General features: G+C 59.1%; 23 protein-coding genes and 1 tRNA gene. 21 read left to right on the top strand and 3 right to left on the bottom strand.

Annotated elements, in window-relative coordinates:
* Positions 1–28: 28 nt before the first annotated feature.
* Positions 29–553 carry a hypothetical protein gene (locus tag ACESWY_RS00770; protein WP_349089108.1) on the bottom strand — a complete coding sequence of 175 codons (525 nt, stop codon included), beginning with the start codon at positions 551–553 and terminating at the stop codon, positions 29–31.
* A 2-nt stretch (positions 554–555) separates the two neighbouring features.
* The gene (locus ACESWY_RS00765; protein WP_154518619.1) at positions 556–972 is read right to left on the bottom strand and encodes a DUF3830 family protein; all 417 of its coding nucleotides are present in this window, start codon (positions 970–972) and stop codon (positions 556–558) included.
* 602 nt (positions 973–1,574) lie between these two features.
* Between ACESWY_RS00765 and arcC the strand changes: the two genes are divergently transcribed.
* From arcC to ACESWY_RS00735, 6 genes are all read left to right on the top strand, one after another.
* Positions 1,575–2,537 carry a carbamate kinase gene (gene arcC / locus ACESWY_RS00760; protein ID WP_055310076.1) on the top strand — a complete coding sequence of 321 codons (963 nt, stop codon included), beginning with the start codon at positions 1,575–1,577 and terminating at the stop codon, positions 2,535–2,537.
* Between the two features lie 373 nt (positions 2,538–2,910).
* Complete coding sequence (locus ACESWY_RS00755; RefSeq protein ID WP_373093259.1) at positions 2,911–4,806, top strand: BglG family transcription antiterminator; 1,896 nt, start codon at positions 2,911–2,913, stop codon at positions 4,804–4,806.
* A 119-nt stretch (positions 4,807–4,925) separates the two neighbouring features.
* Complete coding sequence (locus ACESWY_RS00750; protein ID WP_117648559.1) at positions 4,926–5,252, top strand: PTS lactose/cellobiose transporter subunit IIA; 327 nt, start codon at positions 4,926–4,928, stop codon at positions 5,250–5,252.
* A 46-nt stretch (positions 5,253–5,298) separates the two neighbouring features.
* Positions 5,299–5,592: a PTS sugar transporter subunit IIB gene (locus ACESWY_RS00745; RefSeq protein WP_117648560.1), complete on the top strand. Its 294-nt coding sequence runs from the start codon at positions 5,299–5,301 to the stop codon at positions 5,590–5,592.
* Between the two features lie 9 nt (positions 5,593–5,601).
* Positions 5,602–6,951, top strand: a complete 1,350-nt coding sequence (locus ACESWY_RS00740; protein WP_117776361.1) for a PTS sugar transporter subunit IIC — start codon at positions 5,602–5,604, stop codon at positions 6,949–6,951.
* Position 6,952: 1 nt separating this feature from the next.
* Complete coding sequence (locus ACESWY_RS00735; RefSeq protein ID WP_373093260.1) at positions 6,953–8,407, top strand: family 1 glycosylhydrolase; 1,455 nt, start codon at positions 6,953–6,955, stop codon at positions 8,405–8,407.
* 461 nt (positions 8,408–8,868) lie between these two features.
* On the opposite strand, the gene ACESWY_RS00730 is transcribed toward ACESWY_RS00735, so the two are convergent.
* Positions 8,869–9,699, bottom strand: coding sequence for a C39 family peptidase (locus ACESWY_RS00730; protein WP_373093261.1), 831 nt, complete (start codon positions 9,697–9,699; stop codon positions 8,869–8,871).
* A 564-nt stretch (positions 9,700–10,263) separates the two neighbouring features.
* On the opposite strand from ACESWY_RS00730, the gene ACESWY_RS00725 reads away from it, so the two are divergent.
* The 15 genes from ACESWY_RS00725 (at position 10,264) to ACESWY_RS00655 (ending at position 25,677) form a co-directional block, all read left to right on the top strand.
* The gene (locus tag ACESWY_RS00725; protein ID WP_260700062.1) at positions 10,264–11,715 is read left to right on the top strand and encodes an APC family permease; all 1,452 of its coding nucleotides are present in this window, start codon (positions 10,264–10,266) and stop codon (positions 11,713–11,715) included.
* A gap of 131 nt (positions 11,716–11,846) precedes the next feature.
* Positions 11,847–13,124: a metal-dependent hydrolase family protein gene (locus ACESWY_RS00720; protein WP_055310078.1), complete on the top strand. Its 1,278-nt coding sequence runs from the start codon at positions 11,847–11,849 to the stop codon at positions 13,122–13,124.
* A gap of 117 nt (positions 13,125–13,241) precedes the next feature.
* Complete coding sequence (locus ACESWY_RS00715; protein ID WP_373093264.1) at positions 13,242–14,627, top strand: histidine kinase; 1,386 nt, start codon at positions 13,242–13,244, stop codon at positions 14,625–14,627.
* Between the two features lie 40 nt (positions 14,628–14,667).
* Positions 14,668–15,402, top strand: a complete 735-nt coding sequence (locus ACESWY_RS00710; RefSeq protein WP_343006507.1) for a LytR/AlgR family response regulator transcription factor — start codon at positions 14,668–14,670, stop codon at positions 15,400–15,402.
* 91 nt (positions 15,403–15,493) lie between these two features.
* Positions 15,494–16,438, top strand: a complete 945-nt coding sequence (locus ACESWY_RS00705) for a zinc dependent phospholipase C family protein (protein ID WP_343006508.1) — start codon at positions 15,494–15,496, stop codon at positions 16,436–16,438.
* 101 nt (positions 16,439–16,539) lie between these two features.
* Complete coding sequence (locus tag ACESWY_RS00700; protein WP_373093265.1) at positions 16,540–17,799, top strand: MFS transporter; 1,260 nt, start codon at positions 16,540–16,542, stop codon at positions 17,797–17,799.
* A gap of 171 nt (positions 17,800–17,970) precedes the next feature.
* Positions 17,971–19,158, top strand: coding sequence for a glycosyltransferase (locus tag ACESWY_RS00695; RefSeq protein WP_373093267.1), 1,188 nt, complete (start codon positions 17,971–17,973; stop codon positions 19,156–19,158).
* Positions 19,155–20,498, top strand: a complete 1,344-nt coding sequence (locus ACESWY_RS00690) for a histidine kinase (protein ID WP_055310084.1) — start codon at positions 19,155–19,157, stop codon at positions 20,496–20,498. The genes ACESWY_RS00695 and ACESWY_RS00690 overlap by 4 nt, the downstream gene beginning before the upstream one ends.
* A 72-nt stretch (positions 20,499–20,570) precedes the next feature.
* Positions 20,571–21,287 carry a LytR/AlgR family response regulator transcription factor gene (locus ACESWY_RS00685; protein WP_006235156.1) on the top strand — a complete coding sequence of 239 codons (717 nt, stop codon included), beginning with the start codon at positions 20,571–20,573 and terminating at the stop codon, positions 21,285–21,287.
* Between the two features lie 96 nt (positions 21,288–21,383).
* On the top strand, positions 21,384–21,851 hold the full coding sequence (locus tag ACESWY_RS00680; protein WP_138340919.1) for a YfcE family phosphodiesterase: 468 nt from the start codon (positions 21,384–21,386) through the stop codon (positions 21,849–21,851).
* Positions 21,852–22,261: 410 nt separating this feature from the next.
* A tRNA-Asp gene (locus ACESWY_RS00675) sits at positions 22,262–22,339 on the top strand.
* 359 nt (positions 22,340–22,698) lie between these two features.
* Positions 22,699–23,184, top strand: a complete 486-nt coding sequence (locus ACESWY_RS00670) for an RrF2 family transcriptional regulator (protein ID WP_195239506.1) — start codon at positions 22,699–22,701, stop codon at positions 23,182–23,184.
* A 21-nt stretch (positions 23,185–23,205) separates the two neighbouring features.
* Positions 23,206–24,111 (top strand): HhH-GPD family protein, encoded by a 906-nt coding sequence (locus ACESWY_RS00665; protein WP_195247015.1) that lies wholly within the window; start codon positions 23,206–23,208, stop codon positions 24,109–24,111.
* 114 nt (positions 24,112–24,225) lie between these two features.
* Entirely contained in the window at positions 24,226–24,765 is a 540-nt protein-coding gene (rbr, locus tag ACESWY_RS00660; protein WP_271737338.1) for a rubrerythrin, read from the top strand.
* 279 nt (positions 24,766–25,044) lie between these two features.
* Complete coding sequence (locus tag ACESWY_RS00655; RefSeq protein ID WP_117746790.1) at positions 25,045–25,677, top strand: hypothetical protein; 633 nt, start codon at positions 25,045–25,047, stop codon at positions 25,675–25,677.
* Positions 25,678–26,035 lie beyond the last annotated feature (358 nt).

The following is a 26,035-nucleotide window of genomic DNA, read 5'->3' as shown; positions in this document are numbered from 1 at the left end:
TGGGGTGTTGTCGGTGCTGCTTGCTTGGTTACCTTGTCTCGCCGGACTCCGTGCGTAGGCGGTAGCCGTGGACGAGGTCGCTGATGGCCGGCCAGGGAATCTGGCGATCAACCCAAAATTGGAGCTGGACCAGATAGCGCTCGGTGGCGCGGGTGAGGGCTGCAAACTGTTCGTGAGTCTCTACCTGGGCGTAGAGGTCGCGGCTGTGGGCGAGGATTGCCGTGGTGTCATCCATTTTGCCGGTGACGTCGAAGGCGCCCGAGAACCAGTCGCACAGGCGTGCGGCACTGTTTTTGATCGTTGCGAGGTCGGCGGTGCCGTCGTTGGCGTTTTCGTTGGCCTGGGCTCGCAGGAGGGAGAGGGCGTCGGCGGCGTTCATGCAGTAACCGACGGTGAAGTTCCAGACGGCGAATTCGCGGCCGGTGTCGAGTTTGCGGCGGCGCATGTAGTCGATGTCACGCGGTTCCTCGAGCATCATTTGATCGGCGAGGGCCTCAAGTGCAGTGGTGTACTCGGCAAGGTCGAGCGTGAGCAGATTGTTGATATCCATCATCTTTAGGCCTCCGTTTCGATCTCGACGATTTCGTTTTTAATGTACATGCCCTGGTTGTCCCAGACATTGCGGCAGGCGGCGGCAAAACGCTCGCGGTCGGCTTCGCAGATGCGGGCGAACATGTTGCAGGTGCCAAAGGGCTCGCACACGTCAAAGAAGATGCAGATTGACGACCATCCGCCATACCAGCTCACGGCGCCCGCTGGCTCGTGAAAGACGGGGTTCTCGATGTGCTCGTAATTGGCGATGGGGCCCGAGACAGGATAGGTTACCTCGGCATCGCAGATCTTGGCCGAAAAGATACGTGACTCGACTGGACAGGATGATTCGAACAGCTTGCATGCCTCGGGAGCCTTGTCCCAGAGCATGTCGGCGAGAAACGTCTCGCCATTCAGCGTGATCTTGAGCATTTTTGTCATAGTAAGGACCTCCTCAATCCGTCGCTCAAGGGGTTCGCTGGCGGATAAGGAGAAGACAGCAGCGGGGTCGCCGAACCCAAACTTCACGACAAATCTCTGTCGCCCCAGCCCGCGCTGTTCTTCGCTAAAGTACCATGCAGCAATTGCGCGCGCAATATCAGTTTTTGATTTTCTGGAAGCGGCAACCGACGAGACGGCTCGCCGGCTGCCGGCCGACGCGCGGTATGGGCGCTCGTCTATTCCTTAAGTTGGATGAAAAACGCCATGTTATTGCAGGGCTGCATACTCGTCCAATAAGTGCATAGAATCTCGTATAGTGCGAGTAAGATTTTGCGCTGTCTGTTTTATGTTTAGCAAAGATATAGTTTGCATAATCTGGTCTAATCCCTGCTCTATTAAAATAAAGTTGCACGTAAATGACGTAGATATGCTTGAGCTGGGTTTCTTTACGCTGAGCGGGTAAAAGCGACCGTTCACCGTTCAACTATTTTCAAAATGAATAAAATGAGCGATAAAGAGAATATAAACCTTAATAAACTCGCGTATCGCACGGGCGCGGGTTATTAATGGGTTGTAGGCCTTTTACAGAAAGGATTCCAGCAATGTCTAAGCCTCTTGGCAAGCCCGATCGTATCGTCGTCGCCCTTGGCGGCAACGCCCTCGGCAACAACCCCGTTGAGCAGATCGAGGCCGTGAGCAACACCGCTCACGCTCTCCTCGGCCTGATCGAGCAGGGCAACGAGATCATCATCACCCACGGCAACGGCCCGCAGGTTGGCATGATCCAGAACGCCTTCGCCGCTGCCCACGACGCCATCGGCACCCCCGAGATGCCGCTGCCCGAGTGCGGCGCCATGTCCCAAGGCTACATCGGCTATCACCTGCAGCAGGGCATTGGCCGCGAGATGCACAAGCGCTATAAGCGTTGGCACGCCGCAACCGTCGTCACCCAGATCGAGTGCGACCCGGACGATCCCGCGTTCAAGAACCCGACCAAGCCGATCGGCCCCTTCTACACCGAGGAGCAGGCCAAGGAGTTCATGGCCGAGGATCCTTCCAAGGTCTTCGTCGAGGATTCCGGCCGCGGCTGGCGTCGCGTCGTCGCTTCCCCCGATCCCAAGAAGATCGTCGAGGCTGACTCCATCCTCAACCTGCTCGACAACGAGTTCATCGTCATCGCCTGCGGTGGCGGCGGCATCCCCGTCGTCCGCGACTACGAGAACAAGGGCTGCTACAAGGGCGTTCCCGCCGTCATCGACAAGGACCTGGGCGGCGAGCTGCTGGCCGAGGACTGCGACGCCGACGTTCTGTTCCTGCTGACCGCCGTTGAGCATGTCGCCATCAACTTTGGCAAGCCCAACCAGGAGGAGCTCGAGGACATCACCGCCGACGAGGCCGAGCGCCTGGCCGACGAGGGCCAGTTCGGCAAGGGTTCCATGGAGCCCAAGGTCCGCGCCGCCATCAAGTTCGCCCGTTCCCGCAAGGGCCGCACCTGCATCATCGGTGCCCTGGACAAGGCCGCCGAGACCATGGCCGGCCTCTCCGGTACCCGCATCCACGAGTAGCCTCTACTCCATTGCCTCTCTCGTGGGCGCCAGGCAAGACGCCCACAAACTAGCCTCTCTTCATGAGCCCCGCGGCCCGCTCCGACCGCGGGGCTTTTGCTATTCACCTGGTCCCCGATGGGTGGGTAGTCATTGGGGACGTTCTTAAACGACTAGTCAAACAAGAACGTCCTCAATGACTACTAATTTAAATCTGTCCCCAATGACTGCGGAAAGCGCATCTCACACCGACGCATTGCTTTCGGGCCCTCTCTCCGTGCCCCCTATAAGTTCAGCTGGACTCCCCGCAACCTGTTCCGCGTTGGCGGAACGAGAGCGACGTGGAGTGTCATTCTTTACCGCGTTAGACTAGACGCAGGGAAAGGAGGAGGACATGGATGCTCGCGTCAAGCAGCTTGTAAATATGATCGAGGACGCTCAGCCTGTCGCTGTCGCGGTGCTTGCCAAGCGTCTCGAGGTAAGCGAGCGCGCCGTGAGAAACTATATCCATCGCGCAAACGACAATCTTGCGGGGGTTGCACGCATCGTTGGCAGCAAAGGGCAATATCGTATCGATGTTGCACATGCAGATGAGCTTGCTCGCTTGCTAGACGGTGCGGCTCTGGCCCATCCGGGCATTCCTGATACGCGCGACGGCCGTGTGTCCTTCCTTCTTAACGACCTCCTCATGCGGTCCCAGTGGGTGACGATTGAGGAGTATGCGGATTTACTCTACGTTTCGGCGCGAACTCTGTCCAATGACATGCGTCTGGTAGAGCAGAAACTCGCCCAATTTGACTTAACGCTCGAAAAGCGCCCACGCTACGGAATCCGCGTTGCGGGCGGGGAGTCGCAACGGCGCCTGTGCCTGGCCTCGCTGGTGAGGCCCGTGTTGCCCGACACTGACGATGCAAAGCTCGCCGAGCGCCTGCGGGCCATCGCCGCATGTGTGGACGATGCCCTGACGGCCTCGCCCGTCACGGTGAGCTCGCTGGCATCCCGCAATCTCATCATGCATCTTTACATTGCTCTTGGCCGCATCGAGCAGGGCTGCTATGTCCCAGCTGCAGAATCGGACGTTCAAAAACTGGAGGGAACGCGCGAATACGCCGCGGCTTTCCAGATTGCCGCAAACATCAAGGATGCCCTGGGCGTGAGCATGCCCCGAGAAGAGGTTGCCTTTATCGCAATCCATTTGCTCGGCAGGGGCACGGGCGTGCCCGAGAAGGGCTCTGCCGTTATCTCGGACGAGATGTGGGAGATTGCTTCCGAGATGGTACGTGCGGTCAACGATGAGTTTAGGTTTGACTTTAGCGGCGATCTTGAACTTCGCATGAACCTTGCTCGGCATATCGGCCCTCTGGGCTATCGCCTTGAATATCACATGCATATGGATAACCCCATGCTGCCCGATATCAAGACGAGGTTTCCGTTGGCCTATTCGATGGCAGCTGGCACCTCGCAGGTACTCGAGCGCCATTTTGGCAGCCAGCCCTCTGATGAAGAGCTCGGCTACATCGCCATGGCATTTGCCCTGGCCCTCGAGCAGCAAGCCGACCAGCCGCGTCGCAAGCGCATCCTGATCGTGTGCGCCTCGGGAGCGGGAAGCGCCCGTATGCTCGAGCACCAGTACCGCAAGCAGTTTGGCATGTATATCGATTCGATTGAGACATGCGATGTCGCCCGCGTGGGAACGTTCGATTTTTCGCACATCGACTACGTGTTCACAACGGTGCCGCTCAACGTCAAGTTGCCCGTGCCCGTCCGCGAGGCCGATTTCTTCTTGGAGACGAGCGATGTCAACGCTATCCGCAAGGTGCTGAGCGACGACACTGCGCAATCGGACTCCGTAAGCTCTTTCTTTAGCCGTGCCCTGTTCTTCAACCGCGTTGAGGCGTCGTCGAAGCAGGCCGTTCTCCGATATCTCTCCGAGCGCGCCGTCGAGAGCGGCCGTGTCGATGCCCAGTTTGCCCAAGAGGTCGCCGAGCGCGAGAGCGCGAGTGCCACCTCGTTTGGCAATGGGGTAGCCATGCCCCATGGGATGCATCCCTTGAGCGCCGAGGCCTTTGTTACCGTGGGCCTGCTCGAACACCCCATTCTTTGGGACGAATACGGCCATGAGGTCGATATCGTCTTTATGGTGTCGTTTGCCCGGTCGGGCGGCGATGAGGCGCGGATCTTGAGCTCACTGCTCGCCGAGATCTTTATGGACCGCCAGGGGGTCGAGCGCCTACGCGAGCGCCGGTCCTGGCATGAGCTGATGGCGCTTGTGCAAGCGCATACGGCTTAAGACTTCTTTTGTCGATAACCCTGTCTGTCTACCTGCAATAAACCTCGAGGATTGCGGGCGGGAGATAGGCGTTTCGAATATTCAAGTACAAACCAAACATCACGGGAGAGGAGACCGTTATGGACGATCAGGGAACCGAGATGGTTTCGTTTCAGCTGGTCGCTGCAGCGGGAGAGGCACGCAGCCTTGCCTTCGAGGCCCTTGAAAAGGCAAAAGCGGGGGATTTTGACGCCGCCGCCAAACTCATGAAGCAGTCAAAGGATGCGGGAATCAAGGCTCACCACATCCAAACGCAGCTGCTTTCGACTGAGGCAGCGGGCGAGCATCTGTCGGTGGATGTGTTGCTGGTCCATGCTCAGGACCACCTCATGTGCTCCATGCTTGCTCAGGAGCTCGTGCAGGAGCTGATCTGCCTGTATGAGTGCACTGCAACCAAGAACGCCTAGCGGCGTGCGGTGACTATCCAACCAATCAATGCGAAGGGAATCCCTTATGAAGATCCTTCTTGTTTGCGCAGCTGGTCTGTCTACAAGCATTCTGATGAAGAAACTCGAGAAATATGCGGAGCAAAACGGCATCGAGCTCGATATCGATGCGGTGGGTATCGGCGAGTATCAGGAGACGTGCGCCAATTATGACGTGCTGCTCTTGGGGCCGCAGGTGTCCTACCAGCTCAACACCGTCAAGCAGGGGAGCGGTAAGCCGACCGCGGTCATCCCCGCACAGGACTACGGCATGGGCAACGCCGCCAACGTGCTGGCACTCGCCCAGTCGCTGTTGGGTTAGGAGGCGACCATGGAGAAGTTCATGACCCTGCTTCAGGAAAAACTGACCCCTATCGCCAATTTCTGCGGCACCGAGCGCCACTTTGCCTCCATGCAAAAGGGCTTTATGAGCGCGATCAGCTTCATCTTGGTATCTGCCGTCTTTATGATCCTCGCCAACCCGCCGGTCACGGCCGACCTGGTGGCGCAGGGCGGGTTCTGGTCCGTCTTTGGCCCTTGGCTCGATTTTGCGACGGCCAATAAGCTCACGCTGCTCATCCCCTTCAATATGACGATGGGCATACTGTCGGTGATCGTGACGTTCGCAATCGCCTATAACCTGGCGGGCACCTACAAGATGCCCAAGCTTAACGCCGGCATGACCTCGCTGGTGATGTTCCTGATCGCCGCGGCGCCGTCGTCCTACTACCAGCTTGCTGACGAGTCCGTGCTCCAGGCGGTCCCCTGCACCTATCTGGGTGCGCAGGGCCTGTTTACCGCCATCATCGTTGCCTTGGTCTCCGTCGAGGTCACGCGCTTCTGCCAGACCAAGGGCATCACCATCAAGATGCCCGATGGCGTGCCGCCGTTTTTGTCCGAAACCTTTGGCGCCATCGTACCTATGCTCGCCAACATCCTCATCTTCTTTGGCGGCAACCTGCTGATCCAGATGATCGATCCCGCGCTGTCCATCCCCTCGGTTATCGAGAAGCTGCTCGCTGCCCCGCTTTCCGTCGCAGTTGACTCTGTGCCCGGCGCACTGCTTATCTGCTTCATGACGCTGCTGTTTTGGTGCTTTGGCGTCCACGGCAACATGATCGTAATGCCCATCACCGCCCCGGTCTCGCTTGCCGCCTTTGCCGCCAACGCCTCGCTCTATGCTGCCGGGCAGCCGCTTGAGTTCCACCCGGTGCTCATGTCGTTGGCCATCAACCTCATCGGCGGCACGGGTAATACGTTCTCTTTTGTGGCGCTCTGCGCGTTTAGGGCAAAGTCGCAGCAGCTCAAGGCATTTGGCAGGGCATCGATCGTGCCGAGCTTCTTCCGTATCTCCGAGCCCGCGATCTTCGGCGCGCCCATCATCTTCAACCCGATCCTCATGATTCCGTTTGTGCTAGGCGGCATGATCTCGGCCCTGCTGTATTGGGGTGCGGTCTCACTGGGTCTTGTCTCTAACTTCTACATCTTGGTGAGCGGCACGTTCCCCATCTTCGTTCAGGGCTTTGTCCAGTGCCTCGACCCGCGCATCTGGGTGTTTACGATCGTTTTGATCGTGGTCATGGCTGTGGTCTGGTACCCGTTCTTTAAGGTGTACGATAACCAGCTCCTGGCTCAGGAGCAGGAGAACGCCGCGGCAGCTTCTGCCGAGGATGCTGAGTAGCATGAGTTACTTTGACAGAACGTCTGCCGCCGGTATGCCCGAGGGCTTTTTGTGGGGTGGTGCCCTCGCCGCCAACCAGGCCGAAGGGGGCTGGAACGAGGGCGGCCGCGGCATGTCGCACTCCGACCTGATCCCACAGGGTTCCGACCGCTGGGATGTAATGTTTGGCAGGCAAAAGCCCGTGGACGATCCGGACAGGCTGTATCCATGCCGCTGGGGCAACGACTTCTTCCATCATTGGCACGAGGATGTCGAGCTCTTTGCCGAGATGGGCTTTAAGTGCCTGCGTCTTTCAATTTGCTGGAGCCGTATTTTTCCCACAGGGATGGAGGCCGAGCCCAACGGCGAGGGCTTGGAGTTTTACCGTCAGGTATTCGAGGCGCTGCGCGAGCATGGAATCGAGCCGCTTGTGACGCTGTCGCACTACGACTATCCGTTGGCTCTGGTCGAGCACTATGGTGGCTGGCAAAGCCGAGAGATGATCGAGCGGTATGCGCACTACGTCGAGACCGTCGGACGCGCGTACCAGGGCCTCGTGCGTTATTGGCTTACGTTCAACGAGATCAACAGCGTGGCGCTGTCCTATCTCAACGCGGGTGTCACGCTCGAGGATGAGCGTGACCGTGCAGCCGTGACCGCGGCGTTCTCGCACCATATGTTTATGGCGAGCGCTCGCGCTGTCGAGATCCTGCACAAGATCGATCCCGCAAACAAGGTGGGTTGCATGATCGCTGCCGGTGCGACCTATCCGTACCGTTGTGCGCCCGAGGACGTATGGCTTGCGTATGAGGAGGACCGCGGCCGCTACTTCTACACTGACGTGATGGCTGCGGGCGCCTATCCTACTTGGAAGCTGCGTGCGCTCGAGAAAGAGGGTGTTCACGTGCCCTTTGAGCCGGGCGATACGGAGTATCTGGCCGAGCATACCGTCGACTTCATCTCGTTCTCGTACTATTGCTCGCGCTTGGTGTGCGCCGATGACCAGGTGATCGCTGAGAAGGCGGAGGGCAACGTGTTCCCGACGCTGCGCAATCCGTACCTCAAGGATAAAGAGACTGCCTGGAAATGGCAGATCGATGCGCTGGGTTTGCGCGTGACGCTTGCCGGCTACCACGATCGTTACCATCTTCCGCTCTTTATCGCTGAGAACGGTGTGGGCGGACTCGATGCGCTGGAAGACGGCAAAGTCCACGATGCGTATCATATTGATTACCTGCGCAGGCATATTCTTGCGCTACGCGATGCAATTGTCGAGGACGGTGTTGACCTGATGGGATACACGCCGTGGGGCTGTATCGATCTGGTATCGGCCTCGACGGGGCAGATGAAGAAGCGCTATGGCTTTGTTTATGTCGATGCCGATGATACGGGCAAAGGCACGTTCGATCGCTACCGAAAGGACAGCTTCTGCTGGTATCAAAAGGTCATTGCATCAAATGGCGAGGACTTGAGTTAACCCTTGCAAGCCTGCTGCCCCCGCGGCCCGTTTCGGCCGCGGGGGCTTTTGCTATTTACCTAGTCCCCGATGAGACCCTCATTCTGTGGGTAGTCATTGGGGACGTTCTTAAAAGACTAGTCATTTAAGTCTGTCCCCAATGACTGCGGAAACCCGGCACTTGGGGACGTTCCTTTTCTGCTGGCAGCTTGGAACAGTCCTTAAAGCCCGCATCAATCAACTGCGGAAAGCGCATCCCAGAATGAGCGTCCAACATGGGACATAGTTTCCCTTGAGGGCCTCAACCGGAAAATGCATCCCGGAATGTTGCCGGAAAGTGGAACGTAGTTTCCCAAACGGGCCGCTAACGGAAAGTGCATCCCGCTATTGAGCTCCAAAATGGGATGCGCTTTCCGTGTCGGCAGTTCCTGGCAGCCTGGGGCTACTCATTTAAGTCTGTCCCCAATGATTATCCCCAATGACTAGTAGTAGGCCCACATGGCTTCGACTTCGTTAAGGACTTCTACGACGCCCCAGCGGCGGACGCTGCGGCTGGCCGAGTTGGGGTCGTAGACGCCAATCTGGTCGGCGTCGTCAATACCGTAAAGCACAATGTAGTGGCCCACGTTGGTAAAGGTGCCCGGCCGAACGGCGGCGATGACGGGCGCTCCCGAACGCAGCGCCTGGGTCATCGAGTCGCGATCGATATGGAGCTCCGTTCCGTTAAGTCCCAACTGCCACGCGCCGCTCGTCATAAACGACCATTCGGTTGCACCGGTGGGGGCGTAATTGCCCGCCTCGGAAAGCGCACACATATCGACGGGGGTCATATCGGTGCGTCCCGTCTTAAAGATGTAGACCATGGTGAGGCACGTAGGCCCACAGGCATTTTGGCGGATGGTGCCGCCGGCGTAAGGCAGCTCCGACCACGCAGGGTCGATCTGATAGATATGGGGCATCGTGCCGGCTTGCCATTGCGAGCGCGGGGTCGAAAAGGCGAAAGAATAACCGGGTGCGACGGGGGCCTTGAGCAGCTTGTCCTCGGCGGTGGGCTCGAGACCGGCCGAACCGTGGGACATACAGGAGCTCATAAGCACAAAGACCAGACAGGTAAGGATAGAGCACAGTGCGAGGCGAAGTCGACGAGCCGGCAGGGCGGGGGCATTCGCGTGCGATGTCGAGCGGTAGGGCTTGCCGTCGCGTCCGCCTTGGGGATGCGAAAAGAAGCGGTTGATATGGATGCCGGGCTGACGTGCGCCGTTGCGGCGCAGTTGCGGAACCTCGGCCTGACGCTGTCGAGTGCGCGCGCCCAAGCGGCCATCTTGCTGCGCGCTTGTGCCCGTGCTCAGACGGCCACTCTGCCGCGTTCTGCTTGCCTGCTGCCGAGACGAAGGCCTGGGTTGCTCTTGAGGACGTTGCGGATTGCTGCTCGTGGCACTTGTGGGCGTAGGCGTGGTACGGCCAGCAAGGCGAACGCTTTGTCGCCGTTGATCACCGTCGTTGTATCCGTATGCCATTCGTACCGCCTTGTCTCATGTATAACCTGTCCATCCTACAAAAAAGATGTGCAACAAATGGGTCTGCGCGTCAAAAGCTCGGTAAACGGTACGAAAGGCGCAAAACACACGGCCTCAAAAACAACTCTATATGCGTCCGATGAGCGTACGCCCGTCGGACGGGCGGCAACAATGAGCGGCAAACCGTGCCGTTCGTCCCAAAAACGGCGCCGCTCGTTTTGCAGTTCTGCCTTCGGTCGAGCTACAAGCGGAGCTGCTGCGCCAAGGCCGTATCTTAAAGCCACGAAATAAAAGAGCGCGGCAAAACAGACCGCGCAAGGGGTGACGTCAAGGGGCGTCAAAAAGGAAAGGAGGGGAACAATGGCGGACAAGAACGCAGAAGTTGCAGTCGAGGATAACGGCGGCATGAAGAAAACGCTTTCGCTCTGGAACTTCTTCACCATCGGTTTCGGTGCCATCATCGGTACCGGTTGGGTTCTGCAGGTCGGCGACTGGATGGTCGTGGGCGGCGGTCCCGTTCCCGCTATGATCGCATTCCTCTTGGGTGCAATCTTCCTCGTGCCCGTCGGAGCTGTTTTCGGTGAGCTCACGGCTGCCATCCCCATCTCGGGCGGAATCGTCGAGTATGTCGATCGTAGCTTTGGCCGTACTCTGAGCTACATCACCGGATGGCTTTTGGCCCTGGGCAACGGTATCCTGTGCCCGTGGGAGGCCATCGCCATTTCGACCCTCGTGTCCGAGATGTTCGGCAGCCTGCCCGGTCTTGAGTGGCTGCGCGCCGTCAAGCTCTACACCATCCTGGGCGCCGACGTTTACCTGTTCCCGACGCTGATCGCGCTCGGCTTCGCAGCCTACGTCATCTTCCTCAACTTCCGCGGTGCCAGCTCGGCCGCCAAGCTCCAGGCCTTCCTGACCAAGGCTCTGCTCTGCGGCATGCTGCTCGCCATGGGCGTCTCGCTGTTCACCGGCTCGCCGGACAACGCCATGCCCGTGTTCTCCCAGGTCACCGGCGCTGGCGGCGGTAAGGCCGCTACCGAGGGCACCAGCCTGTTCGCCGGCATCGTGTCGGTCCTGGTTCTGACCCCGTTCTTCTACGCCGGTTTCGACACCATTCCTCAGCAGGCTGAGGAAGCAGCCGAGGGCCTCAACTGGAACAAGTTCGGCAAGATCATCTCCCTGGCTCTGCTGGCCGCCGGCGGCTTCTACATGGTCTGCATCTACTCGTTCGGCACCATTCTCGACTGGCATGAGTTTGTTAAGAGCCCGGTTCCCGCGCTTGCCTGCCTCAAGGGCATCAACATGCTCCTGTACCTGGCCATGCTCGTCATCGCCACGCTTGGACCCATGGGCCCGATGAACTCCTTCTACGGCGCCACGAGCCGCATCATGCTTGCCATGGGCCGCAAGGGCCAGCTGCCCGAGAAGTTCGCCGAGGTCGATCCCAAGTCCGGCGCTCCCAAGCTCGCCTGCGTCGTTCTGGGCGTCATCACCGTCATCGGTCCGTTCCTGGGCAAGAACATGCTCATCCCTCTGACCAACGTGTCGGCTCTCGCCTTCATCTTCTCCTGCGGTATGGTCGCTCTCGCCTGCCTGCGCATGCGCTTCACCGAGCCCGACCTGCCTCGTCCCTACGAGGTGCCCGGCGGCAAGTTTGGCATCGGCCTCGCTATCGCTGCCTGCGCCATCATCATCGGCCTGCTCGTGATTCCGTTCTCTCCTGCCTCCCTCAACATGGTGGAGTGGAGCATCGTGATCGGTTGGTTGGCTATTGGCCTGGCCCTCATGGCTTTCACCAATTCCCGCAAAAAGTAACGCCTAGCCGGGGCGGATCGGGTGCGCGGAATCCTCTCTCCCGCGCACCGAACCCGGCACCACTTGGGTAGCTTTGTGAGGCCTTAACCCAACACGGCCTCGCCCACTATATGGATCCATAAGGAGGAACCATGTCCACTAAGTATGCAATCGTTGGCGGCAAGCTCATCGACGGTACCGGTGCCGAGCCGGTCGAGAACTCCCTCGTTCTCGTCGACGACAACGGCAAGATCGAGTACGCCGGCACTATGCAGGACCTTCCCGAGGGCGTTGAGGTCATCGACGCCGCCGGCAAGACCGTCCTTCCCGGCCTGATCGACACCCATCTGCACTTCTCGGGCAACCTGACCGACGATGATACCGATTGGGTCATGCAGCCGCTCCTCGAGAAGCAGGCCGTCGCCGTCAAGCAGGCCTACGACTGCCTCACTCACGGCCTCACCACTGTCTGCGAGATCGGCCGCTTTGGTATCCAGATCCGTGACTGCATCGACAAGGGCGTCTTTAAGGGCCCGCGCGTTCTGGCCACCGGCCTCGGCTTCTGCCGCGTTGCCGGCCACGGTGACTCCCACCACTGCACCCAGGAGCTCAACAAGGAATCCCATCCCTGGGGCGACCAGGTCGACGGTCCTTGGGATCTGCGCAAGGCCGTCCGTCGTCGCCTGCGCGAGAACCCCGATGCCATCAAGATCTGGGCTACCGGTGGCGGCATCTGGCGCTGGGACTCCGGTCGCGACCAGCACTATTGCTCCGAGGAGATCCAGGCCGTAGTCGAAGAGGCAAAGATGGTCGGCATCCCCGTGTGGAGCCACTGCTACAACAACCACGCCGCTGCCTACGATTCCGTTCGCTTTGGCTGCGAGCAGCTGATTCACGGCTTCGATATCGATGAGCGCACCATGGACCTCATGGCCGAGCAGGGCACCTTCTTCACCCCGACGATCGCCTTCCTGCCCACCTGGTACGCCACCTATCCGCCCGTCTACGTCCCCGAGCTGCACGACAAGTACGAGGGCACCCTGGTCGAGAAGGAGCTGCAGCGCAACTACGACTGCCTGCGCGAGGCCAAGAAGCGCGGCGTTGTCATGACGATCGGCTCCGACTCCTTCTCCTTCGTCACCCCGTACGGCACCTGCTCCATCGAGGAGATGTACGAGTTCGTCGACAAGATCGGCTTCACCCCGGTCGAGACCATCACCTGCGCCACCCTCAACGGTGCCAAGATGTGCCACATCGAGGACGAGACCGGTTCCATCGAGGCCGGCAAGTGCGCCGACCTGCTGGTCGTCAACGGTGACGTCGCCGCCGACATCCACGTGCTCAACACCGACAACATGGACGTCATCATGAAGGATGGCTGGATCGTCGAGGCTGGCACCTTTGGCGAGGCCAACAAATACAGCGCCTAAGATACCGTTTGTCGATGGCTGGATGTAAAACACAGTTTTTGATTGCATAATGCAATGGAGAGGGTCGCTTGCGGCCCTCTTTATTGCTATGGGTGCGATAGATAAAAGGGGATGACGGTGGATTTAAACAGGCTGATTCTGGGCAAGAGCTACAACTCTACCAAGGTCTTTCGTACGGCCCAGCATGTGGTCCAGGCCATCCTGCTCGGCGTTGTCGTTCCGGCGCTTATCCTGCTGCTTATCTGGGATTTAACCGATAACCCCAATCCCGTTCCGGGCGTTGTCGTTATTGCCGGCATGGTCATGCTGTGCTTCTTTTTCTCGTATGTCTTTGTGGTCCCCGACGACCTCACATCGAGCGCAACCGACCGTACGCTCGCCATCGCATCAAAAATATTCGCCTACACGTCGCGCGGCCTTACGCCCGAAGCGGCCCTGGGCGCCTCTAAAATTATCCTGTCCGAGACCATCGCCTCTGCCATCTGCTTTACCGATGGCAAACAGGTGTTGGCAAGCTGGGGCGAGGACTCGGCAAAGTGCCCCGCCGGCACCCCGGTCGTGCTCAAGACCACGCTCAGTGTGATTGAGACGGGCGAGCAGAGCGTGTTTTCGCGCGACACCTCCAATGAGACGGGCGGTTATTTTCCCCGCCTGCGCGCCGGCATTGTCGCGCCGCTTACCGTGCGCGGGCATTGCGTGGGCACACTCGAGCTGTACTATCCCCGCCTGAGCAGCATTGATATGCGCCAGACGGCCCTTGCCTCGGGTTTTGCCGACCTAATTTCCACGCAGCTCGCCAGCTTTGAGCTCGAGCGCCAGGACGAGCTTACGGCCCGCGTGGAGCTGCGCGCCTTGCAATCGCAGGTCGACCCGCATTTTCTATTCAATACCATTAGCACGATCGTGTCGCTCGTTCGAACCGAGCCCGACAAGGCGCGATCGCTGCTGATCGACTTTTCCAACTACTATCGTCAGACGCTTTCTGATTCCGATACGCTCACCACGCTCGAGCACGAGGTGGAACAGGGCACTCGTTATATCAATCTTATGCAGGCCCGGTATGGCGACGGCCGTCTGCGCGTTTCGGTCGACATCGACTTTGAGGTGCGCGACAGCCTGGTACCGCCGTTTATCTTGCAGCCGCTGCTCGAAAACTGCATCAAGCATGCGCAGCGCGAGACCGAGCCGCTTTCTATTCGTGTTAGGGCTTTTGAGACCGATGACGGCTTGGAGATTATCGTCGAAGATGACGGCATCGGGATGAGCGAAGAAGTCTGCGCGCATCTGTTTGAGCAGCATCGCCGAGAGGAGCCCGAGAGCATTACCGCCGACGGCTCCGTCAAGCGAGGTTGCGGCCTGGCGCTCTTCAACGTGCTTCAGCGCATCCATTTCTTTTACGGAGAAGATTCTGGTATGCGCGTGAAGTCTCAGGAGGGCGTGGGAACGCAGGTCATCGTTGAGTTGAACGGCGAGCCGCATGAGCCGGCGCCGCTAACGGTGTAGCACGCGGTTGGATTGAGAGAAAAAAAGAGGGGAAGCGCATATGTCCGAAGGCTGGAATATCCTGGTGGTTGATGACGAGCCTCCAATTAGGGCTGAGCTACGCTATTTGTTGGAAAAGGATACGCGTGTGGGTCAGATTGCCGAGGCGGGCAATGTCACCGAAGCCGTGGAGTCGATTCTGTCGAACAAGCCCGACGTGCTGTTTTTAGACATTACCATGCCCGGTCGCTCGGGAATTGAGCTTGCCGAGACGCTGCAGAACCTAAAGACGCCGCCGGTCGTGGTGTTTGTGACGGCATTTGCCGAGTATGCGGCCGATGCCTATAACCTCGATGCTGTCGATTACGTCGTCAAACCGGTCGAGGATGCCCGCCTGTCAAAGGCGCTCGACAAGATCGAGACTGCCCTGGGCGCTCGCCGTGTCGTCCATGCTCCGCGCCAGCCTTTGCGCCTGACGGTGGATCGCGGGGGCAAAAAGGTGTTCATTCCCGTGGCGGATGTCTGCTACTTTGAGGCGCGCGCCGATTTTTGCAACGCCGTCTGTGCCGATGGAACGTATCTGATCAATGAGTCGATTTCCTCGCTCGAGCGCCGCTTGGCCTCCGAGGGCTTTATCCGCGTCCACCGCAGCTATCTGGTCAATTTGGAAGACGTGCACAATGTCGAGATCGGCTCCACGGGCCTGATGGAGCTCAGGCTCGACCGTGTGAGCTCGACGGTGCCCGTGTCCCGTCGTCGCGCTGCCGAGGTCAAATCGCACTTGGGGCTAGCGTAAGGGTCGGTGTGCCATCGTTTGCCGTTACAGGTTTGGCATGACTGTGCGGTGGGCATAATGGATTGCATCGAATGAAATCGAAAGGATTATTATGCCCGCGCTCATTACGCATCATCTGTTTGGCGAGGAAAGCATCGACCGTCTTCCGCAGGGCGTTATCACGTCCGACGAGGAGCGCATCGCCTTTATCCTGGGAAACCAAGGTCCCGACCCGTTTTTCTTCCACATGCTCACGCCGCGCATCTCCGACTGCATGTCGCTTGCTCAGGTCATGCACCGCTCGCGCATGTCGCGCCAATTCTCGTGCCTGCGCGACGGCGTGTCGCACCTGCAGCCGCGCGATGCCAATCTGGGTCGCGCCTTTGCGCTGGGCCTGCTGTCGCACTATGTGCTCGATCGCAATGCCCACCCCTTTGTCTACGAGCAGCAGTTTGGCATTGTCGAGTCCGATCCCGAGCTCGAGGCTTCGGGCAGTCAAGTTCATGCCGTGCTCGAAAGCGACCTGGACGTGCTGATGCTGCAGCTCAAGCGCGATGGGGCTACGGTCGAGGATTATCCGCCGGCGGGCGAGATCGTCACTACCGACCGCATCAATCGCGTTGCCGGTGTGCTGATGAGCTATGTTGCCGGACGCGTGTACGGCATCGATATCCCGGTGGGAGAGTACGGCGGCGCCGTAGCCGACATGCAGCTGCTCTACCGCACTATCGAGCCCGCCGGTTCGGCCAAGACGCGCGCGATTGCCCTGCTCGAGGGCTTGGTGCACGATTATTCGCTGCTCGACGGCCTTGCACACCGTGTGACGACCGAGCTGCCCGAGCGTACCGGAAATCTGGGCCACTTGGCATGGAAGAGCCCCTTTACCGATGAAGTCTCGACCGAGAGCTTCCCCGAGGTCTTTGACCGCGCACTGCTCGATTACGAGCTCACCGTCGCCCGCTTTATCGAGACCGGCGATATGGAAGCCGTGACCAACCACGTCAATTACAGCGGTCGCGTGCTCGGCGCCGACGAAGAGTTCGACCGCGAGGAGTAGGGCTCGTGCGTGCCCCTTTGCCGAATCCTTACCGGCGCCTCTGGACAATTGGGGTACGATGAACTAACTGCATATCGGGCGAATACGAAGGGGCCCTGTCCATGAAATACACCAAGCTCGAGCGTAACTGGGTTATGTACGATGTGGGCAACTCGGCCCTCGTGCTGCTCAATACCTCGGTGGTGCCCATCTACTTTAACGCCATCAATACCGGTGCTTCCTCGGCAGACCTGGTGGTCGCCTGGGGCAACGCGCAGACGATTGCCTCGCTGGTCATTGCCATGCTCATGCCCATTCTGGGCGCGCTTGCCGATTACGCCGGCAACAAGATCAAGTTCTTCTTGGGCTTCTTCCTCACGGGCCTGGTTCTTTGCCTGGCGCAGGCTATCCCAATGTCCGCCATGGCATTTTTGACCGTGTACGTGCTGTGCACCATCGGCCTTAACTCTTCTATGACGTTCTACGACGCCATGCTGCCCGACATTACCACCGACGAGCGCATGGACGCCGTGTCCAGCTCGGGCTATGCCTGGGGCTACATCGGTTCCACCGTGCCGTTCATCATCTGCCTGGCGCTTATCATGGGTGGCCCCGCTCTTGGCGTCCCCACCATGCTGGCAACGCGTCTGTCGTTTGTCATCACCGGTGCCTGGTGGCTCATCTTTACCCTGCCGCTCATTCGCACCTATAAGCAAAAGTACGGTCGCGAGCGCGGTCCCCAGGACACCATCGGCCACATCGTGGGCGGCGTGTTCTCCGAGGTCGGACACACCATGCGCGAGATCGCCCACAACAAGACCGTGCTGGTCTACATGATCGCGTTCTTCTTTTACATCGACGGTGTGCACACGGTCATTTCCATGGCAACCAGCTACGGATCGGCTTTGGGCATCGACTCGACCCAACTGGTGCTGGCTCTGCTCGTTACGCAGTTTGTGGCCTTCCCGTCCGCCATCATCTACGGCAAGCTCGCCGGTCGCGTGGGCACACTCAACATGATCTTGGTGGCCGTCGCCGCCTATATGGGTATCGTGCTCTTTGCCGCGTTTTTCTTGAAGACCGCCTTTGAGTTTTGGGTGCTCGCTATTTTGGTCGGCTTGTTCCAGGGTGGCGTGCAGGCGCTCAGCCGCAGCTATTTTGGCCGCATCATCCCCAAAGAAAAGTCCAACGAGTACTACGGCTTCTTCGATATCTTTGGCCGTTACGCAAGCGTTATGGGCACCTTCCTGGTGTCGGTCGTCACCTCCCTGACCGGCAACCCGTCGCTGGGCGTCCTTTCTATTGGCGTTCTGCTGGTTGTTGGCTTTGTGCTGCTGGTCCGTCTGTCCCGCATGGCTCAGGCGACAGAGCATGCCGCATAGGAGCGAGCGGCTATTGTGCCTGTCCACGGTACTCTTTTGGGGTTATCCGCAATAAACATTGCGACTTGCGAGCAATGATTTGCCCAAGTGGGTATGATGGAATCAGCTAGGTCGCGGGGCGTCGCCTGTGTTTGGCGGCGTCCCGTTTTTGTGTTGCAGGGAGGGTAAGGCATGAACGCCACGGTCGTAATTCCAACGTATTGGGCGGGCGATGACGCTTGCGCAAACGCCCCTGGCACCTATGACCATTCGACGCGACTCAACGCCGACAATCCCGAACTCGACCGCTGCCTGGTCTCGCTTGAGCAGGTACGTGACATCCCGCGCATCATCCTTTTGGTGGTCTGTCCCGTTTCTGCCACAGCCGATGTGTCGCTGCGCGTGCACGAGATTGTCGACGCGCATCCCACGCTCAAGGTCACCGTTGTCACCAACACCCAGGCCTCGCGCATCGCAGACCGGGTTGCTCAGATCGCGCCCAAGGGTTCGGGCGAGTGCGTGAGCCTGCGAGGCTACGGTGCCATCCGCAATATGGGGCTAGCCTGCGCCGCTGTGCTGGGGCATGACGCGGTTATCTTCTTGGATGACGATGAGACTGTCATCGACGCCGACTTTATGAAGCGCGCGACCTATGCGTTGGGGCAGCAGACGCGTCAGGGCTTGCCGATCTTGGTCAAGAGCGGCTATTTCTACGATCGCGACGGCTCGCCGCTGGCTCCCACGGACAAGGCGGGCATCTGCCATCGTTGGTGGACCAAGCGCATCGAGTTCAACCGTTGGATGAAAAAGGCGCTCTCGGGCACCCGCATCTCGCGCTCCAACTACGTGTGCGGCGGCCTGATGGCCCTGCACGCCCGCGCCTTTACGCGTGTAGCCTTTGACCCGTTTATCACCCGCGGCGAGGACTTGGATTACCTCTTTAACATGCGCATGTTTGGCTACGACGTGTGGTTCGATAACGAGTGGACCGTGCGTCATCTGCCTCCGGAGTCCGAAAAGCGCTCACCGCGCTTTATGCAGGATGTATACCGTTGGTACTACGAAAGGGCAAAGTTGACATTCGCCGCGCATCAAAAGGAGCTCATTCCCGTTACGGCGGCATCGCTCATGCCCTACCCGGGCCCGTGGATTTCGCGCGAGCTCGACGACCGCGTGCGCAAGACCGCTATGGTCCGCAGCGTGTTTACCCGCGAGCATGAGGGCTACCTGCGCATCTGGCGCCATGGTATCGACGAGGCAAAGGCCTATGCGCGCCAAAACGCTGCAAGCTACCTGCGTTTCCAGAGCTTTTGGCCCAAGATCATGGACGGGCTTTGGCGTGACGCACAACTGATCAGTATCCTGGAGGGGGCCGAATGATCGACCGCCGCGCCCAGCGCGATAGTTCAATATCAATCTTTCGCATCATTGCCGTTGCCTGCGCCATTTGCGTGCTGGTGTACTTTATTTTTGCCTTGGTGACCGGTATCGAGCCGATCGCCACGGTGATTGCCTGCGCGCTGCTGTGCATCTTTCTGTGCATCTTTATCTTTTTGACGCTCAATCCCGATTCGGTGCGCTCCCAGTACACCGAGGAGACGCTCTCGGTGGCCTCGGCCATGCTCGAGGACATTAAGGGCGGTCTGACGCAGGAGTCGGCGCGTTTGGTGTGCCGGCGCATTTTGCCCGAGACGCGCGCCATGACAGTTGCCATCACCGACGAGGGCAACGTGTTGGCCTGCGCGGGCGAGTTTGAGGAAAAACTACTGCCAGATTCTCCCATCCACACGCTTGCCACGCGCTACGTTATCGAACATGGCATCGTGCAGTCGTTCAACCGTATGGTGGATGTCGTGGGCTCGGATGGCTCGCACAACCAAGTCCCCGCCGGCATTATCGCCCCCATCAAGGTGGGCGATCGTACCGTCGGCACGCTCAAGTTCTACTACAAGACCCCGCGCGCCGTCGACCGCACCCAGTACGCGCTTGCCTCGGGCTTTGCCGAGATCTTGTCCACGCAGCTCGCCATCCACGAGCTCGAGGTGCAAAAGGAACTCACAGCGCGCGCTGAGGTGCGTGCGCTGCAGGCGCAGATTAACCCGCACTTCCTGTTCAACACACTGAACACCATTGCATCGTTTACGCGCACCGACCCGCTGCGGGCCCGCGAACTGCTTCGTGAGTTCTCATCGTTCTATCGTGCCACGCTCGACAACTCGGGATCGCTCATTCCGGTCTCGCGCGAGGTTGCACAGACCAAGCGCTACCTTACCTTTGAGAAGGCCCGCTTTGGCGAGGACCGCGTGCTTGCGACGTTCGATGTGTCCGAGGACGTGGAAGATACGCTGGTGCCGGCGTTCGTGATCCAGCCGATTGTCGAGAACGCCGTACGTCATGGTATGGGCGATGACGACGCCCTGAGGATCGACGTGACCGTTCACCAAGACGGCGAGGATGCAATCTTGATTGCCGTGGCCGATAATGGCGTGGGCATGGATGAGGGTACCGCCGCCAGACTGTTTGACGAGCGCTCTGCCCGTCCCGACGCCAGCTCTCCCCAGGGTGGCGGCGCCGGTGTGGCCATGCACAATATTTCGGAGCGCATCCATCGCTTTTATGGGCCGCACTCCTATACGCGTGTCGAATCGGCGCCGGGCAAGGGCACCAAAGTGCTCCTTCATCTTGATTTGTCAGAGAGCATCTTTGACATTCAAGAGTAAAATAAAAGGCTACGGGCTCAACGTCATGCGGCGGATGCCCGGCGTAGTTAGTTGACGAAAGGTTTTATCCCTATGCTGCGTGCGATGATTGTGGATGATGAGGCGCCGGCTCGCTCGGAGCTTCGCTTCCTGCTCGAGCAAACGGGCAAGATCGGCACGATCACGGAGGCGTCGAGCGTCCGCTCCGCCATCGAGATGCTTATGGAAAGTCGCGTGGATGTCGTGTTTCTCGATATCTCGATGCCCGGTGCCTCGGGCCTGCAACTTGCCGAGGCGCTGCATAAGCTCAAAAATCCGCCGGCGATCGTGTTTGTGACTGCGTATAGTGACCATGCGGTCGAGGCATTCGACGTGGATGCCGTCGATTATCTGATGAAGCCGGTCGAAGAAGCTCGCTTGGATCGCGCGATCGAGAAGGTCATGCAACGCGCCAAGCCGGTTACGGACAGCAAGGTGACCATCGAGCGTATCCCGGTGGAAAAGGGCGGCCGCAAGGTGCTCATTCCCGTGGACGACATTCGCTTTATCATGGCCAAGGACGATTACTCCTGCATCTATACCGTCGATGATCGCTTTTTGTCGACGACCTCGCTGGCGCAGTTTGAGGCCAAGCTCTGCGACTTTGGCTTCTTCCGTGTTCACCGCCGCTATATCGTTAACTTGGCGTGCGTCACGGATGTGGAGACGGTGCCCTCGGGCGCCATCCAGCTGGGCATTACGGGCGTCGACGAACGCGTGCCGGTTTCGCGCCGCCGCGTCGTGCCGCTCAAGAAGGCTCTGAGTCTCTAGCACACTGGCCCCGCAGCCCTGTAGACCCATCGTCTGCGGAGCCGTGGGGCCTTTTTTGTATGTATCTGCCGAATCGTTTTTTGCGGAAGGGATCCCATGAACAGTGCAAGCGCCAAGCGTATCGACATCATCTCGGACACTCACGGCTATCTTTCGCCTGCGCTTCTGGACGAGCTCAAGGGCGCAGATCTGATCATCCACGCCGGAGACCTCACCTCAGAGATGGATTACGAACATCTATGCACCATCGCCCCCGTGCGAGCGGTCCTAGGCAACAACGACTACTACCGCGACTACGGCCCGGATGTAGACCGTCTGGCCCTCTTCACCTACGAAGGCCTCAAATTCGCCGTAGCCCACTACCGTGAAGACCTTCCGGTGGGATCCGTAGACGTAGCCATCAACGGCCACACCCACGTAACCAAAGAAGCCCAAGTGGGCCGTTGCTTAGTCCTCAACCCGGGCAGCGCCAGCTACCCCAGAGGCACCCGAGGCCCCACCATGGCCAGAATGCTAGTAAAAGACGGCAAGATCATAAGCACCAAGTTTATTGACCTAGACTAACCGCAACAAAAACGGGGGATGCAAGCCGCATCTCCCGTTTTTCTTTAAGCCAAAGGCCAAAGTTCAACAAGATCCATCAGACCAACCCCGCCGAGGAGCACGCGGGCTAGCCGCGCAGCGGCGCACGCCCGCAAAACTGGTTGAACAAAGTGACGGCAGGGAGGGTCTCCGGGGCTGAGGGCGGGGGTTAAGTTTGTCGCGAGTTCCGCACGCAAAGGAAAGCACTTAATGTGCTTTCCGTCTTGCGCAGGACTGTAGAGCAGCAAACTTAACCCCCGCCCTCAGCCCCGGAGACCCTCCCGGATGGCCCCGAAAAATTTTTTCAAAAAAGTTGTTGCGCGGCGGACAGACTTCTGTGTATACTAATCCCCGCAGCGCACGCGAGCGGAAACAAACGCGAACGTCTGCCTGGGGAGTTAGCTCAGTTTGGTTAGAGCGCCGGCCTGTCACGTCGGAGGTCGCGGGTTCGAGCCCCGTACTTCCCGCCAACGCAATTAAAGCCACGTCTTCGGACGTGGCTTTTTGCGTTTGATGCACTTTGTTTCGATAGAACGATCGCCCTGGTGCATCTTCGCCCAGAATCCCCGCGCCTTCGGGAACGCAAGTAAAATCTAATAAGTATATTTGTCTGAACAACAGCTTTGTTGCGCAACACCTGTTCTACGAGGCAGGGGGTTAGGTTATACTAAATTGCACTGTGCGCCGCATCTGATGCATTTCGCTCCAAGCGCGGCACTCAGTGGATATCCGATTTACCATTTGGATGTCCTGGCGGTCATTTAGCGTCTCGACACAAGCTCGGCCCCGGAGCTCGTTCGAGCTGTTCGTATTCCTTGAAAGGGGAAAAATGGACATATCGAGGAAGACTGATTACGCCCTTCGTATGCTGGCGATGCTTGCCGAGGATCCGGAGCGTTTGCTTTCTGTTCGCACCGCTGCCGAAGAGGTCAATGTCCCGTATTCGTTTGCCCGCTCGATTCAGCACGGTTTGGTCCAGGCCGGTATTGTGGAGAGCCTGCGTGGCGTCCACGGTGGCATGCGTCTCAAGGTCAGTCCGGACGATGTTACTATCCGCCAGGTCGTCGAGGCCGTTCAGGGCCCTATGGTTATGAACGATTGCACCGCGCCCGATGGTGACTGTGCGCGCATGGGCACGTGCTGCTATCATCCCCTGTGGGCCGGAGCCCAGGCGTTGATGCGCGACTACCTCGATTCCGTTTCGCTCGGCGACATCGTCGCTCACCGCCAGTTCCCGGCCGTCGATCCCAAGTTCGCCGACCGCGAAGCGTTTCCCGAGTACGCCACCTGCGCGTGCGCTTACCGGGAGGAATAACGCCGCATAAGGAGCATAGCCATGATTCAGGACCCCTTTCGTTCGATGATTCGTTCGGAAGGGGTCCTGCGTTATCGCGACCTTCCGTGGCGCCGTACGCGTGACCCGTACATCATTTGGCTTTCCGAGGTCATGCTGCAGCAAACACAGGTGCCGCGTGTGGAGGCGCGCATGCCGGTGTGGCTCGATCGTTTTCCGACTGTGCAGGCGCTTGCCCAGGCCGCGCCTTCCGATGTTTTGGACGCTTGGCAGGGCATGGGCTACAACCGACGCGCTCTGGCGCTTCACGGGGCCGCTCAGCGCGTTGTAGAGGACTGGGACGGGGAGTTTCCGCGTGAGACGCGTGACTTGGTCGCTCTGCCTGGTATTGGCCCGGCAACGGCGCAGGGTATCCGGTCGTTTGCGTTTGATCTTCCGGGTGTGTATCTAGAGACCAACGTGCGCACAGTCTTTCTGCATCACTTCTTTCCCGATGTACCGGCTGTTCCCGATCGCGAGCTGGTGCCGCTGATTCAAGCCGCCTGTCCGGCGGCCCCCGGTGCGGTGGCGGATGAGATCGCGCCCTTTGCCGTGCCTCAAGACGATGCCGACACGCCGCGCGCGTGGTATTACGCGCTGCTAGATTATGGCGCGTATCTTAAGAAGACGCTGCCCAATCCGTCCAGGCGCTCGGCGGGCTATAGTCGTCAGTCCAAGTTCGAGGGCTCGCGTCGCCAAAAGCGCGCCCACATTGTGCGCATGCTGCTGGCGGCGCGCGATGGGCAACCGGCAGGTATTACGCTCGATGAAGCCGTTGCAGGCGTTAACGAGATGGAGACGGCAGCCGGCCGAGAGCCGGTCGAGCGCGAGCTGGTCACAAGCATTCTTGCCGATCTGGAGCGCGAGGGCTTTTGCGGCTCCGAGGGCGATCGTTGGCTGAGTGTATAGCTCGCTCGAATCTGAAGAACAGGATTATAAGGTTTAAATTCTCGGCATGAGGGCATCCTAAAGACAAGGCCGCTCAAAGTCTATGGGCGGCATGTGTTGAAGGGAAGTACACCTATGGATTTTGAGAACTCTCAGACCAAGAAGAACCTCGAGACCGCTTTTGCCGGTGAGTCCCAGGCGCACACCAAGTATCGCTACTATGCATCCAAGGCCAAAAAGGACGGCTACGTTCAGATTTCGAATATCTTTGCCGAGACGGCGGGCAACGAGTCCGAGCATGCCAAGCTGTGGTTTAAGTATCTGCACGACGGTGCCGTTCCGGGCACTCTGGACAACCTGCGCGACGCCGCCGCGGGCGAGAACTACGAGTGGACCACGATGTATGACGAGTTTGCCAAGACCGCCGAGGAGGAGGGCTTTGCCGAGATCGCCGAGAAGTTCCGTGGCGTCGGTGCCGTGGAGAAGGCTCACGAGGAGCGCTACAACAAGCTCGTCGAGCGCATCGAGTCGGGCGAGGTGTTTGAGCGTGAGGGCGTGAAGGTGTGGAAGTGCCTGAACTGCGGGCACCTGCACGTTGGTGCCGAGGCGCCTGAGGTGTGCCCGGTGTGTAACCACCCGAAGGCGTACTTTGAGGAGCAGGTGGTGAACTACTAGCGCTTGGCGCTGGCGTGAGCTGGGCCGGGAGGGCCGGACTACCTTCCCTCCTCGCTCACGGCTTCGCAGGGTCGCGTTGAGGGAAGGTAGTCCGGCCCTCCCGGCCCGCTTTGGTTCGTTGCGTGCTCGCTACAGAAAAGCTGATAACTAAGTTTGTGTGCCGCCCCTATCGGGGCGGCACGTTTTTGTATGGGGACTGGTTGGGACGGCACCGTTCATGGGTGGGGTACACTGGGTGGCGACTTTTAGTTTATCTACTACCTGATGGGGTGTTTTTGTATGGGTAAGAAGTCTCGGGCTCGGGTTGCTGCGGCGGGAACTCGCAAGGATCCTGGTCGTCGGGTTGCCGAGGGTAAAAAGGTCGATCGTGTCGAGAAGGACAAGAAGGTTGGCGCGCATGCTCATCCTGAGTGGGCGCCTCACCTCAATACGGCTAGCGAGGATCTGACTGCTAAGTTGTTTACTCTGGTCGAGGTTATCTTGGGCGTGGTGCCCGTGGTGGTCATTGGCTTGTTCTTGGCTTCGAAAGATGCCACGAGTGTCGATAAACTCACCGATGTCTTTTCTCAGGACCCCTCGATGGTGGTTACGTTTATCTCTGCGTGCCTGCAGCCGTTTGTGGCGTACATGTTGTACATGATTTATCGCAAATACTGCGAGGGCGACGCTGGTTTTGCCGCCGGCAACCTGATCGGTCTTTTGTGCTCCGAGATCCTACTGCTCAATATCCCAGGCGTCATCGGTATGGGCATCTTGCTGTGGCGTGTTTGGCGCAACGTCGCCCCGCACTTTGAGAGCTGGTTGTTTGAGCGTCGTGCAATGGGCGTGCTGGCAGACATTGCGGGCTCGCTCGTGATTTTAGCCTTGGCGTTTATGTGCGCCACCGCCGCCCGCGGTCTCGCGGGCATGTAGTCTGTCCTCACCGACCACGGAGCGCAGGGCAACTGCTGGTTTCACCGCTCCGGACGTCAGACCCGCGGCGCATCCCTTTCCCTCTCGCTCACGGCTTCGCAGAGTCACGCGAGGCAAAGGCATGCGCCGCGGGTCTGACGACGCGGGCTTGCCAACGAGTTTTGGCTAATAGATTGGTTTGTGTGCCGCCCCTTTGGGGCGGCACTTTTTGTGTGGGGTCCCGGTCTCCACAATTTTCGTCAAGCTTTTGGTTAGATTTTGGTCAGTTGGCGTAAGGGTGGAAGGCCAAAAGATTGCTGGCGAAAAAAGCTCAGAGAAAGTGCTGGTAGGGGGGTTGTTGAGCTTTTCGACAGCTTTT

The sequence above is a fragment of the Collinsella aerofaciens ATCC 25986 genome (assembly GCF_964237925.1).
GTDB classification, from domain to species: domain Bacteria; phylum Actinomycetota; class Coriobacteriia; order Coriobacteriales; family Coriobacteriaceae; genus Collinsella; species Collinsella aerofaciens_BJ.
Note: the sequence above shows the minus strand (reverse complement) of the source record. Positions and strands in the feature narration are given on the sequence as shown.

Excerpts from the sequence above, each read along its gene's own strand:
- ACESWY_RS00770 (WP_349089108.1), bottom strand. The coding sequence starts at position 553 with ATGATGGATATCAACAATCTGCTCACGCTCGACCTTGCCGAGTACACC.
- ACESWY_RS00765 (WP_154518619.1), bottom strand. The coding sequence starts at position 972 with ATGACAAAAATGCTCAAGATCACGCTGAATGGCGAGACGTTTCTCGCC.
- arcC (WP_055310076.1), top strand. The coding sequence starts at position 1,575 with ATGTCTAAGCCTCTTGGCAAGCCCGATCGTATCGTCGTCGCCCTTGGC.
- ACESWY_RS00755 (WP_373093259.1), top strand. The coding sequence starts at position 2,911 with ATGGATGCTCGCGTCAAGCAGCTTGTAAATATGATCGAGGACGCTCAG.
- ACESWY_RS00750 (WP_117648559.1), top strand. The coding sequence starts at position 4,926 with ATGGACGATCAGGGAACCGAGATGGTTTCGTTTCAGCTGGTCGCTGCA.
- ACESWY_RS00745 (WP_117648560.1), top strand. The coding sequence starts at position 5,299 with ATGAAGATCCTTCTTGTTTGCGCAGCTGGTCTGTCTACAAGCATTCTG.
- ACESWY_RS00740 (WP_117776361.1), top strand. The coding sequence starts at position 5,602 with ATGGAGAAGTTCATGACCCTGCTTCAGGAAAAACTGACCCCTATCGCC.
- ACESWY_RS00735 (WP_373093260.1), top strand. The coding sequence starts at position 6,953 with ATGAGTTACTTTGACAGAACGTCTGCCGCCGGTATGCCCGAGGGCTTT.
- ACESWY_RS00725 (WP_260700062.1), top strand. The coding sequence starts at position 10,264 with ATGGCGGACAAGAACGCAGAAGTTGCAGTCGAGGATAACGGCGGCATG.
- ACESWY_RS00720 (WP_055310078.1), top strand. The coding sequence starts at position 11,847 with ATGTCCACTAAGTATGCAATCGTTGGCGGCAAGCTCATCGACGGTACC.
- ACESWY_RS00710 (WP_343006507.1), top strand. The coding sequence starts at position 14,668 with ATGTCCGAAGGCTGGAATATCCTGGTGGTTGATGACGAGCCTCCAATT.
- ACESWY_RS00705 (WP_343006508.1), top strand. The coding sequence starts at position 15,494 with ATGCCCGCGCTCATTACGCATCATCTGTTTGGCGAGGAAAGCATCGAC.
- ACESWY_RS00700 (WP_373093265.1), top strand. The coding sequence starts at position 16,540 with ATGAAATACACCAAGCTCGAGCGTAACTGGGTTATGTACGATGTGGGC.
- ACESWY_RS00695 (WP_373093267.1), top strand. The coding sequence starts at position 17,971 with ATGAACGCCACGGTCGTAATTCCAACGTATTGGGCGGGCGATGACGCT.
- ACESWY_RS00690 (WP_055310084.1), top strand. The coding sequence starts at position 19,155 with ATGATCGACCGCCGCGCCCAGCGCGATAGTTCAATATCAATCTTTCGC.
- ACESWY_RS00685 (WP_006235156.1), top strand. The coding sequence starts at position 20,571 with ATGCTGCGTGCGATGATTGTGGATGATGAGGCGCCGGCTCGCTCGGAG.
- ACESWY_RS00680 (WP_138340919.1), top strand. The coding sequence starts at position 21,384 with ATGAACAGTGCAAGCGCCAAGCGTATCGACATCATCTCGGACACTCAC.
- ACESWY_RS00670 (WP_195239506.1), top strand. The coding sequence starts at position 22,699 with ATGGACATATCGAGGAAGACTGATTACGCCCTTCGTATGCTGGCGATG.
- ACESWY_RS00665 (WP_195247015.1), top strand. The coding sequence starts at position 23,206 with ATGATTCAGGACCCCTTTCGTTCGATGATTCGTTCGGAAGGGGTCCTG.
- rbr (WP_271737338.1), top strand. The coding sequence starts at position 24,226 with ATGGATTTTGAGAACTCTCAGACCAAGAAGAACCTCGAGACCGCTTTT.
- ACESWY_RS00655 (WP_117746790.1), top strand. The coding sequence starts at position 25,045 with ATGGGTAAGAAGTCTCGGGCTCGGGTTGCTGCGGCGGGAACTCGCAAG.